Annotated in this window: 14 protein-coding genes; 10 read left to right on the top strand and 4 right to left on the bottom strand. The window is 37.0% G+C overall.

The features are described from left to right. Positions 1 to 108 precede the first annotated feature (108 nt). Positions 109 to 1602 (top strand): SLC13 family permease, encoded by a 1494-nt coding sequence (locus tag ABN099_RS16530; protein ID WP_349465353.1) that lies wholly within the window; start codon positions 109 to 111, stop codon positions 1600 to 1602. Positions 1603 to 1623: 21 nt separating this feature from the next. Continuing rightward, entirely contained in the window at positions 1624 to 2229 is a 606-nt protein-coding gene (locus tag ABN099_RS16525) for a histidine phosphatase family protein (RefSeq protein WP_064720914.1), read from the top strand. 233 nt (positions 2230 to 2462) lie between these two features. Here ABN099_RS16525 and ABN099_RS16520 read toward each other — a convergent pair whose 3' ends face one another. Next, positions 2463 to 3935 (bottom strand): anion permease, encoded by a 1473-nt coding sequence (locus ABN099_RS16520; RefSeq protein ID WP_349465351.1) that lies wholly within the window; start codon positions 3933 to 3935, stop codon positions 2463 to 2465. A 522-nt stretch (positions 3936 to 4457) separates the two neighbouring features. On the opposite strand from ABN099_RS16520, the gene ABN099_RS16515 reads away from it, so the two are divergent. Next, positions 4458 to 5363, top strand: a complete 906-nt coding sequence (locus ABN099_RS16515; protein ID WP_349465349.1) for a LysR substrate-binding domain-containing protein — start codon at positions 4458 to 4460, stop codon at positions 5361 to 5363. 95 nt (positions 5364 to 5458) lie between these two features. Here the strand turns inward: ABN099_RS16515 and ABN099_RS16510 are convergent, their stop codons facing one another. Next, positions 5459 to 6331 carry a pirin family protein gene (locus tag ABN099_RS16510; protein ID WP_349465347.1) on the bottom strand — a complete coding sequence of 291 codons (873 nt, stop codon included), beginning with the start codon at positions 6329 to 6331 and terminating at the stop codon, positions 5459 to 5461. Between the two features lie 270 nt (positions 6332 to 6601). Between ABN099_RS16510 and ABN099_RS16505 the strand changes: the two genes are divergently transcribed. The 7 genes from ABN099_RS16505 to ABN099_RS16475 all read left to right on the top strand — a co-directional run bounded on the left by ABN099_RS16505 (position 6602) and on the right by ABN099_RS16475 (position 14555). Continuing rightward, the gene (locus tag ABN099_RS16505; RefSeq protein ID WP_349465345.1) at positions 6602 to 7279 is read left to right on the top strand and encodes a hydrolase; all 678 of its coding nucleotides are present in this window, start codon (positions 6602 to 6604) and stop codon (positions 7277 to 7279) included. A 129-nt stretch (positions 7280 to 7408) separates the two neighbouring features. Further along, positions 7409 to 7975, top strand: a complete 567-nt coding sequence (locus ABN099_RS16500) for a YceI family protein (protein ID WP_349465343.1) — start codon at positions 7409 to 7411, stop codon at positions 7973 to 7975. A gap of 538 nt (positions 7976 to 8513) precedes the next feature. Then, on the top strand, positions 8514 to 10181 hold the full coding sequence (locus ABN099_RS16495) for an acyl-CoA synthetase FdrA (RefSeq protein ID WP_349465341.1): 1668 nt from the start codon (positions 8514 to 8516) through the stop codon (positions 10179 to 10181). A 12-nt stretch (positions 10182 to 10193) separates the two neighbouring features. Beyond that, complete coding sequence (locus ABN099_RS16490) at positions 10194 to 11459, top strand: DUF1116 domain-containing protein (RefSeq protein WP_349465340.1); 1266 nt, start codon at positions 10194 to 10196, stop codon at positions 11457 to 11459. A gap of 47 nt (positions 11460 to 11506) precedes the next feature. Continuing rightward, a complete protein-coding gene (locus ABN099_RS16485) occupies positions 11507 to 12334 on the top strand; it encodes a DUF2877 domain-containing protein (RefSeq protein WP_349465338.1) in 828 nt (275 codons plus the stop codon). Positions 12335 to 12381: 47 nt separating this feature from the next. Next, positions 12382 to 13287, top strand: coding sequence for a carbamate kinase (locus ABN099_RS16480; RefSeq protein ID WP_349465336.1), 906 nt, complete (start codon positions 12382 to 12384; stop codon positions 13285 to 13287). Positions 13288 to 13313: 26 nt separating this feature from the next. Beyond that, entirely contained in the window at positions 13314 to 14555 is a 1242-nt protein-coding gene (locus ABN099_RS16475; RefSeq protein ID WP_349465334.1) for an MFS transporter, read from the top strand. Positions 14556 to 14606: 51 nt separating this feature from the next. Here ABN099_RS16475 and allS read toward each other — a convergent pair whose 3' ends face one another. Both allS and ABN099_RS16465 read right to left on the bottom strand, forming a co-directional pair. Continuing rightward, positions 14607 to 15521 (bottom strand): HTH-type transcriptional activator AllS, encoded by a 915-nt coding sequence (gene allS, locus ABN099_RS16470; RefSeq protein ID WP_349465332.1) that lies wholly within the window; start codon positions 15519 to 15521, stop codon positions 14607 to 14609. Between the two features lie 367 nt (positions 15522 to 15888). Continuing rightward, positions 15889 to 16710: a CPBP family intramembrane glutamic endopeptidase gene (locus ABN099_RS16465; protein ID WP_349465330.1), complete on the bottom strand. Its 822-nt coding sequence runs from the start codon at positions 16708 to 16710 to the stop codon at positions 15889 to 15891. Between the last annotated feature and the right edge of the window lie 213 nt (positions 16711 to 16923).

Raw genomic sequence — 16923 nt, 5'->3', positions numbered from 1 at the left:
ACAAAGACCATAAATTATTTTTATAATAATAATATATTAATACAATTATCTTTATACCTCAATATTCCTATACTGAGCTTCCTACCCTACATATTAAGAGGAATCAGTATGGAAAAGACTGCGAAGCGAGATGATATCGCTAAACCAGCGCCATCATCACCAACACCAAATGGTAAGAAAATAACGTTAAAAACAATAGGAATACCTTTAGCTTTATTCGTACTACTTGCTCTATTTTTTATGCCAACACCAGAAGGTTTAAGTATTGAAGGGCAAAAAGCGATTGCCATCTTTTGTGCTGCGTTAATTTTATGGGTATGTGGTTCTTTACCTATTTATTTAACGTCAATGCTTGTCATTGTATTGCTGCCACTAACAGGCACCGTCGCAAAAGAGAAAGTGGTTTTCGGTACTTTAGGTTATGACGTAATTTGGTTGATGGTATCAGCCTTTGTTTTAACCTCGGCAATGATCAAATCGAATATAGCCAGACGCTTTGCTTTATGGATGATCACTAAATTTGGTCAAACACCGAAAAAAGCGTTGTTTGTGCTTATCTTAATCAATTTTAGTTTAGTGTTTTTTGTTCCATCAACTACAGCACGTGCAACATTAATGGTGCCTATTTGTATGATCTTATTAGAGATACATAAGGCGATACCAGGAAAGAGCAATTACGGTAAGTTAATGATGCTGCAAGGCGTGCAAGCTGACGCATTAGCAACATCAGGTGTGATGACAGGAACGGCTGCCAATATTATCGCTGTTGGATTTATTAATTCACAAGCTGGCGGCTCGATTGGTTATATGGATTGGTTAATTGCTTCTTTTCCATTGGCAATAGTTGGAATGACCATCTCATTTTTTATTGGATTAAAACTGTTCTCTTTTAAAGGCGAAGTTGATTTTGAAGGCTCTTTAGAAAAATTAAAGAAAGAGCGTTCACAGCTTGGCGCGTTAACTAAGAATGAGAAAAAAGCCATGTATATCTTTTTAATGGCAGTCTTTCTGTGGGCAACAGAGAGCTATCATCAAGATATGTTCGGCTTCAAAATTAGTGTTTATATGACCGCTGTTATTGCTGCCATTCTCTGTTTAATGCCTCGTATCGGTCTATTAACGTGGAATGAAGCTAATATTAAATGGGATCTAATGATATTTGCAGCAGGGGCTTATGCGGCAGGTAATACTTTAGAGTCAACCCAAGGCGCACAGTGGTTAATTGGTAAAATGGTTTATGGTCTTGGCTTAGAAAATATGAGTACCACGATGGTTTATGTTGTCGTTGTCTTTATTTGTATGTATAGCCATTTAATTTTTACCAGTAAAACGGTTAAAACAACCATATTAATTCCAGCGATTATTGCACTTGCTAAAACATTGGGTATGGATCCGGTTACGCTCGCTTTAGCCGCATCATTTACGCTGACATACACCATTACTTTACCGCCTCACTCTAAAGTAAATACGATATATTTCTCAAGTGGTTACTTTAGCGTATTAGATCAAATGAAATATGGATTAATAACCTGTTTTGTTGGTGCAACAGTTATCTCTATTGCCATCTTTACTTGGTTCCAAATTCTTGGATATGGTCTTTAAACATTAAATTAAGGAATAATAATGAGACTTATTTTACTTAGACATGGTGAAACATTATGGAATATGGAATCTCGTTTGCAAGGACACGCAAACTCTTGTTTATCACCAAAGGGTATTAATCAAGCAATGGCGATAAAAGAGAGTATTAAATTGCTATCGCCAACTCGGATTATTACGTCAGATTTAGGTAGAACCGTACAAACGGCTGAAATTGTTGGTCATCCTGAAGCGATAAAAGAGCCTTTATTACGTGAGTTAAATATGGGCGAATGGACAGGGCAGCGTAAGCCAGAACTAATAAGACACCATGCAGATAAATATAAAAACTGGCGAGCAGGAACTTATACGCCACCAAAAGGTGAAAACTGGTTTGATTTCTGTGATCGTATTGGCTCTGCATTACAACAGTGGGTACATAAAGAAGACAGTGATTTATTAGCAGTTGTACATAGTGGTGTTATTAGAGCCGCTTGCAAAGTCTTTTTAAATCTATCACCTGAATTTTTATTACCTGCAACACCGGGCACAATTACTATATTCAATTTTGATTTTGAATCTAATAAAGCGCCTAAACTTGAAGGTTATAATATTGGTTCTCATATTCCAGATAGAAACGTTGCTGATTAATAAGAAGTGGTTTTCAATTTAATCATACTGTTTTAAATATATTTATTTTAAACAAGTTACTCCGATATAACATCAGAGCAGGGGAAATCTTGCTCTTTTTTTGCTTATTATCTTTATTTTCAATGAATTATAAGTTGTTTCCCGCATTCGAGTACTCGATGCTCAATAGTGAAGAAGACCAACGACCTTCTAAGCCGTAGGTCTTCTTTAATAATTAAAACAGCATAATTAACTCACCAATAGCCCAACACTTTCCACCATAGGCTACCAATGACAATCCACACAATTAAGTTAACCACGCTCATCACAAAGCCAGTTTTCCACCATTCGCCTAATGTGGCGTAGCCGGAGCCGAAAATAATGGGGGCTGTGCCTGTGCCGTAATGAGTTAGCGACATCATTAAAGAAGATGAAAACGCTAAAATTAACCCTAATAACATGGGTGGTGCGCCTAGGGTTAAACCAGCGGCATAAAATGCCGCAAACATAGCGGTAATATGGGCTGTGGTACTGGCAAAGAAATAGTGAGAATAAACATAAATTAACACCAGCAATATCATGCCACTGACCCAACTGATGCCCATATTATCAATACTTGTACCCACGCTGACTGATAACCACTTAATTAATCCTAATTTTCCTAAGAAGGATGCCATCATCACTAATGCTGAGAACCACACCACGGTATCCCATGCACCTTTATTCTTTAAAATATCATCCCAATTTAATACACCACTGCATAACAAAATAGATAAACCAATAAATGCAGCTGTTGTAGCATTAATACTAAATGCATCACCAAATAGAAGAGCAGGTACACCAGCCCACATAATTAGTAATAAGGCGAAAACAGCTAAGGTGATCTTTTCAGGTAATGAAATGGGCCCTAATTGAGCTAAACGCTCTTTAGCAAAATGGGGTGCATTAGGTGTGCTTGTTATTTCTGGTTTATATAAAAAGTAGATAACTATTGGCATTAAAATTAATGAAATAATCGCAGGAACAAAAGCTGCGATTGCCCACATTGACCAACTTAGTTCATATTCAGGGCTGGTTTCACTAATAATTAAACTAACAATTAACGGGTTGGGCGCTGTTGCGGTAATAAACATCGCCGAGGTTATCGGGTTAATATTGTAGTTTACTAAAGAAAGATAACGCCCAATTTTTCCACTAGTGCCATCTTCCGCTTTAGAATTAAAACTATCAGAGATAGAACGCATAATAGGGTGAATAATACCACCGCCTCGCGCTGTATTACTTGGCGTTACGGGTGCCAAAATTGTCTCAGCAATCGCAAGTGAATAGGCGATACCTATCGTTTTTTTACCAAAAAGGGAAATAAAATAGTAACCAATTCTGGCGCCTAATCCGGTTTTATTTAAGCTCATGGAAACCATAATCGATATCCCAATTAGCCAAATAAGATCGTTAGAAAATCCGCTTAGTGCATCGTTAATTGCCGCTTTGGTTGAGTTAGGATTAGTAACACCCGTAACGGCGACTAATGCAATAGCAATAATAGAAACGGCACCAATAGGCAATGCTTTGCCAATAATTGCGGCAATTGTGCCGACAAAAAGCGCTAATAAATGCCAAGCGTTAGGATCAACACCTTGAGGGACAGGGATAAAAAACCAAATAATTAAGGTGATAGAAACCGCGATTAATGTGGGGATAGGTCGTAATGGAGTTAATTTATTCATTAGGTTATTCCATTAAAATGCAGGTGAAAGAGATAATTGTAAAAACATAAAACTAATAAATATTTTTATTAAGTATAATCTTATTAACATATTTTTAAATATTAATTGATGGTGATCGTGAAAATAAAAATAAATATTAACTTAATGTGTTAATTTTTCTTTTTATGTAACTAACTATTTTCAAGTTTATATGGTTTACCTATGTCATTGTTTTATTGTGTTTTTAAATATAGAGAGGTAAGGAGGAACGAGGTTATTATTTCAATGATAGGTGGTGTTTTATTTTTATTGTGATATGTGAAGAGCTATGAATATCACATATTTATAAATCCATTCCTAATGTGTTAATATATTTATGTTAAAGTATTCGATCCGTTTTAAAGTTATTCTTATAATTAACTATACTGTTATTAACAATATTAAAAATACAAAAGTATTAAAACAATAGCTATTATTGTTATAATACATAAGCCTGAAACAATTCAGCAATAATATCGAAAATAACTAAATAGGTGATACGCCATGAAGTATGATTTAAATGACCTATATTATTTTGTTAAAGTCGTTGAGTTTGGTGGTTTTTCTCAAGCGGCTGAAACATTAGGTATCCCTAAATCTAAACTGAGTCGTCGTATCGCTGATTTAGAAAAAAAACTTAATGTCTCTTTGATTTATCGTTCTACTCGTCAATTTCATGTCACCAAAATAGGGCAAGTTTTTTATCAGCAGTGTAAAAATGTGGTTGCTGAGGCAGAGATTGCAGAAGAAGTTATTTGTTCGGCGCAAGAGCATCCTCATGGCACTATTAAGCTCTCTTGCCCAGTGGCGTTATTACAAATATATATTCAAGATATCTTGGTCGATTTTATGACACTCTATCCTGATATCAATATTCAAATCTTAGCCATTAACCGACCTGTCGATGTGATTAGTGAAGGGTTAGATTTAGCATTACGTGTTAGAGCATTACCTTTAGATGATTCTGGTTTAACCATGAAGATATTAGGTTATTCTCGACGTGTATTGGTTGCGAGTCCTCTACTTTTTAAATCAACGAGTGTTCCTGGATCACCAGAACAACTTGCAGATTATCCTATTCTTGCGAATAGCGAACACTCACAACAATATACCCTGACATTAACGCATACCGATGGCTCCGTATTAACACAACATGTAATACCTAAACTGGCGACAACAGATGTACTGACGCTGTATAAAGCAGCGCTTAAAGGATTAGGAATAACGCGATTACCGTTAAGTGTGGTTGAAAATGAGCTACAAAATGGCTCATTAATTGAAGTGTTACCACAGTGGCGTTTTCCCAAAGATGTCATTCATGCCGTTTACCCATCTCGAAAAGGGTTGTTACCCGCTATTCAAGCATTGCTTGATTACTTATCTGAAAATATGGCGCGATTCAAAGAGTAATAGATAAGGCGACAAGAAAGGCTAAATGAAGAAAAACGGCTCCAATAATAAAAGGGAGCCGTTCTATTTAAATAATATTCTAAATGTTAATGCTATTATTCGTTGGGAATACGTCCAAATTTACCTTGGTTAAAATCATCAACAGCTTGTCTTATTTCAGCTTCACTATTCATAACAAATGGACCATATCCTACAACGGGTTCGTTAATTGGTTCGCCACTTAAAAACAGCACTAATGCATCTTCAATGGCTTCAATATTTATTAAGCCACCTTGGTTATCTAAAATAACCAGATCACCGGTTTGTAATTGCGTTTGGTTATCAAGATAAATACTACCGTGTAATACCACTAAACCCACATGGCGATTTTTCTTGCTTGGCAAACTGACAGATTTGGTTGCCTTTAATTGCAGATCCCAAACATCGACAGGTGAAAATGTTTTGGCGGCACCGTTTGTATCTTGATATTCACCCGCAATAATCCGTAAATTTCCTGCATTATCTGGCAGTGAAATAACGGGAATATGGCTCTGTTTTAATAACTGGTAACCTGCTGGTGCCGATTTAGCTTCGGAAGGTAAATTAACCCATAATTGCACCATATCTAAAATGCCACCTTGTTTGGTGAAGGCATCAGAGTGATATTCTTGGTGCAAAATACCTGATGCAGCGGTCATCCACTGTACGTCACCAGGACCAATTACTCCGCCTTCACCTGTTGAATCATGGTGTGCCACTTCGCCTTTATAAACGATAGTAACAGTTTCAAAACCACGATGAGGATGTTCACCAACTCCTCTATTATGATCGGTTGATGCAGGGAAATCAGTAGGTCCTGCTCTATCTAATAATAAAAAAGGGTTTAAATATTTGCCGTGATTGCCATAACTAAACAGTGAGCTTACATGGAAGCCATCACCAACCCAATGTTGACGAGGTGCTTTATAAATACCAATTACTTTTTTCATGGTGATATTCCTATAAGATTGCTATAGGTTCTATTTTAAGCAAATAAAAATGTTTAAGTAGTAGCGAAAATAGATTTCATTATTCTAAAAATAGAACAGTGAAATATTTAGTAATTGTTCTATTTTTAGGATAGTGTTTATCATAATTGGCACTACCGAGCTTTTAATTAATTTATTATTGTTTAATGCAGAGTGAGTGAGAGGAAATAGACAAGGTTTCTTTCCATCACTGTTAATAATCAATATCTATTAATTAAAAGGAAAAAACAAATGAGTACTCCAGCTAACTTTAATGGTCAACGTCCTGTAATTAATTCAGACGATGCTGTGATGTTATTAATTGATCACCAAAGTGGTTTATTTCAAACTGTTGGTGATATGCCAATGACAGAATTACGCGCTCGTGCTGCTGTTTTAGCTAAAATGGCAACACTTGCTAAGATACCTGTTATTACAACAGCCTCTGTTCCACAAGGTCCTAATGGTCCATTAATTCCTGAAATTCATCAAAATGCACCTCATGCAAAATATATTGCACGTAAAGGTGAAATTAATGCATGGGATAATCCCGAGTTTGTTGAAGCGGTAAAAGCAACGGGTAAAAAGCAGTTAATTATTGCAGGTACTATTACTAGCGTTTGTATGGCTTTCCCAGCAATTAGCGCAGTTGCTGAAGGTTATCAAGTGTTTGCAGTTATTGATGCGTCAGGTACTTACAGTAAAATGGCAGAAGAAATTACCTTAGCGCGTATTGTTCAAGCGGGTGTCGTACCAATGGATACAGCGGCTGTTGCCTCTGAAATTCAAAAAACATGGAACCGAGAAGATGCCGCAGAATGGGCACAAGCTTATACGCAAATTTTTCCTGCTTATCAGCTATTAATTGAAAGCTATAGCAAAGCACAAGATGTATTAAAAAACAGTGAAATATTAGATTCTCAACGTTAATATCATTATCAACTCTCATTTATCTTTTTCTATTTAATGTATCTGTAGAATGCCTATAAAGAATATGTTTTATAGGCATTGTTATATTATTAATATTTGTTTTTACTAAAATGAGTTAGGATTAATAAAATGAAAACTATTTTATCTGCTGTATTGACTACATTATTATTTATTCCTGTTGCACAAGCAGAAGAATATAAGTTAGAACCAACACATACCAAAGCTATGTTTTATATCGATCACTTTGGTACATCGACAAATAGTGGTGGATTTTATGAAATTAATGGTGACTTTTCTTATTCACCAGAAAATAAAATGGGTTCAATTAAAGTTTCTATTCCTGTTAAAACATTAAATACGGGTTTAACCGCATTTGATAATCATATCAAAAGTGCTGATATTTTAGATGCAGAGAAATTTCCAACAATTGAATTTACATCGACAAAATGGAATTTTGAGAATAATAAACCTATTTCTGTTGACGGTTTATTAACCATAAAAGGAAAAATACATCCAGTACAATTAAAAACTACTAAATTTAATTGTTATGAAAGCCCTGTATTTAATGCTCCTGTTTGTGGTGGTGATTTTGAAGCAACAATTAAACGATCACAATGGGGTGTCAATTTCTTAGTAAAAGAGGGAATGGCAGATAGCATGACATTAAAAATACAAGTAGAAGCGATTAAACAATAAGTTAATTAAATTCGATAAAGTGCTCTATAATAAATATAGGGTGCTTTTTATTTTACTAAATTAAAGCTAAATGTGAATAATAAGAATCACTAAATCACGCTAATTGAATGTAAACCCTGATTTTATTTATTGATAATAAGATTTTATTACTGTATGTTATAAAAATGTTGCGTCATTGGTAAAACCACTTGTTTTATAATGTTTTTATTCTCACCAAATTGTTTCTCATAAGCTAAATTTCTCAATCATTTATTTCTTTTTTTATTTATAAATTAATGAATCATCACTCATCATAATTTATTTAATAAATACCCATCGATTAAATAAAAATTTTTTACAATAAATAAGTGTGACTTTAATCACTCTACATTTCGATATTTATTCAGTATGTTTATATACAGAGATTCAAATACGATGATTCAAAAATATTATTAAATATTGCTTAAGTACATAAGCAAATAGGCTTCTTATTATCAAAAAAACGAAATGCAAATAGATATGTGGCGTTACATATATTAAATGCGTTAAGGATATCATAATGATCCATGCTTTTATTAAAAAAGGGAGCTTTCAGGATTCAGTCAGCCTGATGATTATCTCCCGAAAATTAAGTGAAGCCCCAGAGGTGGAAGAAATTTCCGTCATGATGGGTACACCAGCGAATAAATCTCTTCTTGATGTCACCGGTTTTTGGCATGACATGTTTAATGAAGCTACACCAAATGACATCTGTGTTTCTATTAAAGCAGAGTCGGATGATCCCGCAATTATCGATATGATTTCGACAGCGTTGGAAGACGCATTAACCGATATTGCAAATGGTCAAAAGGGTGGCAATAAATTAACCACAGTACGTAGCTGGCGCACCGCTAAGCAAAAAAATGCTAATGCCAATATGCTGCTTATCTCCATTGCGGGTGAATATGCCGCAGAATTAGCAGATACCGGGTTAGACGACGGCTGTAACGTGATGCTGTTTTCAGACAACGTCTCTATTGCAGATGAGAAAGCACTGAAAGAAAAAGCGGCAGCTAAAGGTCTGATTGTTATGGGACCAGACTGTGGTACGGCAAATATTGCCGGTGCGCCATTAGCTTTTGCTAACATTGCACCAAAAGGTTCTATCGGTATTGTTGGTGCATCAGGCACTGGTATTCAAGAAATTACCTCACAAATCGTTTTACAACGCCAAGGTATTTCTCACTCTATCGGTTTAGGTGGTCGTGACTTAACAGAACAAATCGGCGGAATTAGTGCGGTAACCGCAATTAATATGTTAGCAGCAGATCCTAATACTCGCGTTATTGCTTTTGTTTCAAAACCACCTGCACCCGCTGTACGTCAAAAAATCATCGCTGAAATGAAGCGTCACAATAAACCTATTGTGGCTCAGTTTTTAGGAACCACTCCTGAAAAATGTCAAGACGATAATATCTATTTCACTCGTACTTTAGATGAAACAGCACGTATCGCCGCTGAGTTAGCGCGCGTTGAAGATATTGCCGCCGAGTTACCAAAAGTTGCGGGTAAGAAAATTATTGGCCTTTATGCTGGCGGCACATTAGCGGCTGAGTGCGCGATGTTGTTATCTGAAAAACTCAATGTTGAAGTCGATAACGAACATAAGCAAGGCACAATGCTTGATGCTGATGGTCATAAAATCATCGATATGGGTGATGATTTTTATACTCAGGGTAAACCGCACCCAATGATTGACCCCTCTACGCGTAATAAATTTATTAGTGAGCTAAGTGAAAAACCACAAGCTGGCGTCTTACTGGTTGATTTTGTTATTGGTTATGGCGCAACACAAGATCCAGCCGGCGCGTTAATTCAGGAAATCAAAAAACTGAATGAGAAACGTGGCGAAGCAAATCCACTGATCACTATCGCAACTATCACGGGTACTGAAGACGACCCTCAAAACCGCAGTGAGCAGCAAAAGCAGCTTAAAGATGCGGGCATTATCGTGATGGATACCTTGCCAGAAGCGGTGTTATTAGCCAAAGAATTAATCCAGCCACATCCGGCAGAAGCAGATGCTGAAGTTTCACCATTACTTAACGGGATCTCCGTGATCAACGCGGGATTACGTAGCTTTGCAGACGATCTGCAATCAAGCGGTACACCCGTTGTTCACTATCAGTGGGCACCTGTAGCGGGCGGTAATAAGAAACTGGCTGAAATATTAAAGAAATTGAAATAAGGAATTGCAGATATGTACACAACTATCGAACAAGCGAATGAAGCAGTTATCGAGCGTATCCGTGAAGCCCGTCCTCACTGGTGTGATGTTAGTCTTGCTAAAGAAGTGGTTCCACAATTAGAAAGTGGTAAGAAATTACTGCACGCAGGTCCTCCTGTTACTTGGGAAGAGATGAGCGGTCCTGTACGTGGTGCATGTATCGGTGCTTCTTTATTTGAAGGCTGGGCACAAAACGAAGAACAAGCGCTAACCATGTTAGCGGCTGGCGAAATTGAATTTATCCCTTGCCACAATGTTAATGCAGTCGGTCCAATGGGCGGTATTACTTCTGCACATATGCCAATGCTGGTGATTAAAAACCACGTTCACGGTAACTATGCTTACTGCAACATGAACGAAGGTATCGGTAAAGTGATGCGTTTTGGTGCTTATGGTCCAGATGTGCAAGAGCGTCTGCACTGGATGCGTAATAGCTTAGCACCAGTATTAAAAGCGGCATTAGCGACGATTGAAAACGGCATCGACCTGACGGCAATTATGGGGCAAGCCATTACGATGGGTGATGAATTCCACCAACGTAATATCGCTGCTTCGGCACTGTTATTGCGTGAATTAGCGCCAATTCTGACTACGTTAGATATTGATGATGCTGAAATCACTAAAGTGACTAAATTCCTGAGCATCACTGACCAATTCTTCCTGAATTTAGCAATGGCTTACTGTAAAGCAGCGATGGATGCGGGTGCGCAAATCAAACAAGGTACTATCGTGACTGTTATGACCCGTAACGGTAGCAACTTTGGTATCAAAATCAGCGGAATGGGTGATCAGTGGTTTACTGCACCAGTTAATACTCCACAAGGTCTGTTCTTCTCTGGCTTTAGTCAAGCAGATGCTAACCCAGATATCGGTGACAGTGCGATAACTGAAACCTTTGGTATCGGTGGTGCGGCAATGGTAGCCGCACCGGGTGTTACTCGCTTTGTTGGTGCTTCAGGTGGTATGGATGCAGCGCGTGAAGTGACTGAAGAGATGGCAGAGATCTACCTTGCTCGTAATATGATGTTGCAAATTCCAACGTGGGATTTCCAAGGGGCATGTTTAGGATTAGACGCTCGCCGTGTTGTTGAAACAGGTATCACTCCACTGATAAATACGGGAATTGCGCATAAAGATCCGGGTGTGGGTCAAATTGGTGCGGGTACAGTACGTGCGCCTTTAGGTTGCTTTGAAAAAGCGATAGTCGCGTTAGCCGAAGAATTAGGCATCGACGCTTAATTAGCTAAGTGATAACGCGTTTATAAACAGAGCAATTAGGGGGCATTATGCAAATTCAAGCACTTCAAACCAGCCAGCATATCACTGATTTTGAAGGTGACATTAAATGTGTGGGAATTTATGACCATGCACTGAATTTCATTTGCCCTCAGCAACGCTTAATCACTTTTCATCGTGAAGGAAGAGGATTAAGCCCGATGGGATGGTTACTTAAGCAAGATGATTTTGATTATCTGGCAAAACAGTGCCATCCCTCGGTGATGATGAATATAAAAGATAACCGAGTGACATTAGCAAACAAACTTAGTGTGATTGCGGGTCAACTTGAGTATTTAAAATTACAAGATAAAGCGGATTTAGATTTACGTTGGTTAGAGAGTTTTTTTTCTTTGTTATCACCTGCGATAGCAACAGGGCTTTATGGTCCGTTGAAAAATTATCGACAAATCGCGCAAATTAGTGAAATTAGGTTACTCACTAAGCTGTTTCATAATCAACTGGCAGGTAATGCCGTTAATTGGGCAATTTTTACAGGGAAAGGTCCGGGATTGACGCCAAGCTCAGATGATATGCTGGTGGGAATGTTATTTGCACACTATTTAGCTGAACCAGAAAAAAGCCTTAATCATTTTTTTAATGACACACCGTCTTTATCTTCATTAACCACCATTGTCAGTAAACATTATTTGGAATATGCCACACAGGGAATATTTTCCACATATCTAATTCAGTTAGGTAAAAAAATAAACAATAAAGAGATTATTTTTAAGGATATGTTGGAAATACTCTCTATTGGTCATCACTCTGGTGCAGATACTTTACTGGGATTATGGATAGGGTATCAAACTAAAAAACAACAACAGTATATTGATTAATATTTTTTATTAAAATAATTTATATAAACATTCGGATACGGATAATTATGAAAACAATTGTTATTGCTTTAGGCGGAAATGCATTATTGCAACGCGGAGAAGTTTTGTCTGCTGAGAATCAATATAAAAATATTGAATTGATGTCAGAGACAATTAATAAGTTAGCACAAGAGTATCGTGTTGTATTAGTACACGGTAATGGGCCTCAGGTTGGTTTGCTTGCATTGCAAAACCTTGCTTATCAAGAAGTTCCTGCATATCCATTAGATATTTTGGTTGCAGAAAGCCAGGGTATGATTGGTTATATGATGATGCAAAAGATTAATCAAAATCATCCACAACAAGCTATTACCACAGTAATGACACGTGTTTCAGTTGATATTAATGATGAAGCATTTAATGATCCAAGTAAATTTATCGGACCTATTTACGATAAAGAAAATATGGAGCAATTAATCGAGAAGTATCAATGGACATTTAAAAAAGATGGTCAACATTATCGTCGCGTAGTGCCATCGCCAACACCGAAAAAGATTATTGATATTGAGGCAGTAAAACTTTTATTAGATAAAGGTCATATTGTTATTTGTGGCGGTGGTGGTGGTATTCCCGTTAATAACACGAATAACGAATTTATTGGTAGTGAAGCTGTTATTGATAAAGATTTAACCGCCGCTTTAATTTCGCGTGAATTAGATGCCGAGCATTTTGTTATTTTAACAGAAGCAGATGCTATTTATAAAAATTGGGGAACACCAGAACAAGCGGCTATTCGTGAAGCAACACCAGAAGAACTTGCACCAATGGCAGTCGCTGATGGCGCAATGGGACCAAAAATCATGGCTGTCAGTGATTTTGTTAATGCTACAGGGCAACAAGCTCATATTGGTGCATTACAAAATATCCAACAAGTTATTGAAGGTCAGTCTGGCACTTTAATTTATAAGTCTTAATAAGAAATTCTTTCAGGAGCGTCATTATGAACGATGCACAAGTGAATGAGAATAAAGGCAAAGTCCCTTATTGGGTCAAGCTGACTATTATCTTCTTCTTTGGTTGGATTGCGCTTTATGGTAGCCGCGCAATTGTTGGACCATTGATGGTAAATATCGGTGCTGAGTTTGATTTAAGCAAAGCACAGCTCGGTTCTATCATGAGTATTTTCTTTATCGGTTATACTGCACTAAATATTCCATCAGGCATGATTGGTGACTATTTAGGTAAGAAAAAAGTATTAGTTACTGGCGTGATCTTATTTGGTGGATTCACCATGATCGCGGGTATGATGCCAACTTATGTTACCTTTATGTTTGCATGGGTAATGGTTGGGGTTTTCCAAGGTTTCTACTACGGTCCTCAGTATGGTCTGTCATCAGAAGCAATACCAAAACATCGTATTACATTAGGTAGTGCGATTATCAATAGTGGTATGGCATTTGGTCTTTCTATTGGTTACTACATCTCTAGTATTTCTGTTGGTGAGATGGGAATGAGCTGGCGTGCGCCGTTCTATATCATTGGTGTGCCAATTATTATTATTGGTTTAATGATGTTATGGATAATCAAAGATAAGCCAAAAAATAAAGCCTCATCAGATCCTGATGCACCAAAACAGAAAACCAAACTGACGTTTAAAGACTTATTTGGTAACCGTAACATTAACTTAGCGTACATCACTATTTTCTGTTCAATCTATGGCTTCTTTGTATTAGTAACATGGTTACCCTACTACCTTGAAACAGAACGTGGTATTACAGGAACACAAATCTCAACTATCGCATCATTAATGCCTTGGTTTGCTATTCCTGGTTCACTGATATTTAGCTGGATTTCAGATAAAATTGGTCGCCGTAAGCCAGTATTATTGGTGATGTTACCGCTCTCTTTAGTGGCTATTCTTGCAGTACCAATGTCACAATCAATGCCTGTATTGATTGGCGCACTGATTCTTTACGGTATTGTGGGTAAAATTAGTACTAACCCTGTTTTAGTTGCTGTTGTTGCTGATAACTCACCGCGCCATGCGTTAGGAACATCCTTCGGTGTTTATAACTGTATTGGTATGCTGGGTTCTGTTTTTGCACCAACACTGACAGGTTTCTTATCTGATAAAACAGGAAGCATGGATTCCGGTTTCTATTTTGCCGCAATACTTATCTGTGTAGGTATCGTTGCAAGTCTCTTTATTAAAGAAAACCCAACAGCAGAGCCTGCAAAATAGACAATGTAGTTAATTGAATATTTATATCAGGGCAAACTTATGTTTGCCCTTTTAATTGAGTGGATCATAAAAAGATTGCACACTAGGATGATTTTGTTGAAATAACTCAACCAAATAGCTAACAACAGCCCCTTTTTTATCTTCACACCAAGCCAGTGACAGTGGCGAGTTATGACGTCGGTTTTTTACTTCTTTTGCAATTAATTGCCCACTATCAATGAGTGGTTTACATAGACTTAATGGCAAAAATCCGATGCCAACACCTTTTAAATGGCAAGCTAATTTGGTGTGTAAATCAGGCACTCTAATTTCATGCTGACCCGATAAACGCCATGCCGTGCGTTTAGAAAGATGGCGAGACGTATCTTCTACGTTAACGGCTGAATACATACGCATTTGGTCATCACTCAATACACCAGTCACATTCGCTAACGGGTGGTTAGGTGCAACAACAAATTGCCACTGAATTTCACCCATGGCACAAATATTAATATTATTCTTAAGTGATTCATTACCTGTTACGCCAATGGCGAAGTGGTAATCTTCATTAATTAACGCATCCCAAACGCCCATATACACTTGACGTGTAATATGAAATTGAGTCGATGGAAAACGCTGATGAAGGCAAGCTAACATACTGGCAACGGCAGTACGATCATAAAGCAGGTTGTTAATCACAATATTAACCTGATGTTCAACACCCGCATTCATTTGCTGAAGCTCCATTGGCATCGATTCTAACCATACAATCCATTGACGACATTTTTCTAATAAATATTCGCCCGCCGGTGTTAATGTCACGGTTCTTGTGGTGCGGTTAAATAGTTGAGTACCGATATTTTCTTCTAAAGTTTTTATTCGATAACTAATAGCTGCCGATGTTTTATGAAGCATATCAGCGGCTTTAGTAAAACTTTGGCAATCTGCAACCTGTATAAAAGTACGGATCATCTCTTGATCTAACATATTTTTTATCCTGATGGTATAAGAGGCAAATATCAGCGAATTATTCTGACTTAAAAAATAAAAACAAAGTAAAGCTTACCTATTTTTTCTATTGACTATTGAGCAATGTAAGCAACTTCTTATCGAGTTAATGAATTTTATGATGTTTTACTTTTTATTGTGTGTTGTATGAAATTTTGATTATTTAAAGGTAAGCAGTAAAGCATACTAACAAAAATTTCATCTGATGATGGGGGAAATCAGAAAATCGGTATTGTAATAGTGTGATTATCTTCACATATCGCTATTCCTTTTTACTTACGCAATAAACACGTAAGTAAAAAGAGAGCATGTTCAATATAAAGAAGAGATGAAAATAATCGCGTGATTAAGCAACTTTAAAAGGGTAGGTAAAAAAGAGTAGGTGAGTCAGATTTAGTGCAAAATGAAATATTGTTGCTACCCAAAGTTTTCCACTCCACATCCATGCTAATCCATAAATAACCCCCGCCAGCGAAGCAAATACGACTAACAGTAATCCACCAGCAAAATGCGCTAAGCCAAAAATAATCGCAGCACTAAATAAGGCAATATAAGGGGGAAGATAGCGCGATAGTAACTGTTGGATCGTACCTCTAAATAATGCTTCTTCAGCAAGTGAAACAAAAAAGAGATTCGCCAGCATAAAGGCAGGTAACCACGTTGGAAAGTGAGGTTCAACGGCTAAACCACCAAGAGCTGTGGCAAGTAATAACAAGGCAGGAATAGCAAGAATAAGCATTCCCCATTGAAGTGTTGATGCTGACTTTAGTGGTGAACGACTAAAAAGCGTTGGTATTAAAATAAGCAAAATAAAGGGTAACAAGGCTTTATCTGCATTGAAATAAAAAGAGAAAGGAGCGCTATGTAGCCCAAGTGGTGTATGTGAAAGATAACGAAGGTTATTAAAGCCAGGAACCAAATGAAAGGCTAAGCCAATAGCGATAAGCAGCAATGCTATTGTGATAATCCAGCGGATCAATTTTTGTTGCTGGTAACGATAATAGGTGATTACTAACAAAATAGTGCCAGCAATAATTGGCAGCGTTTGCCAAGTTATTACACTCGTTAAAAAAGCACTGATAGCGGTAAGAGATAAAGTAATAAGTGCAAGTGTGCGATTGAACCCTAGTAAAAGCAAAGCTAAAGCAAGAAGTAGCCAAGTAATCATAATAAGTAGCGTTTAGTAATAAAAAAGGAAATGCAGAGTAAAAGATAGCACTGTTTTAAGCTATCACAATGAATATAAAGAGAATTAATAAATTAAGAAATAATGCAGTAATATATTGTTTTTAAAAACAAAAATATTAAATTTGATTTTTTGTCAAAAATTAAAACAAGCGTTTAATTGCTTTGGTGATAATGACTGATGTGGCAATGAGAA

The sequence above is a fragment of the Proteus hauseri genome, from assembly GCF_040139125.1.
Classification (GTDB): domain Bacteria; phylum Pseudomonadota; class Gammaproteobacteria; order Enterobacterales; family Enterobacteriaceae; genus Proteus; species Proteus hauseri_B.
This window is presented reverse-complemented; position numbering and strand designations above follow the sequence as displayed.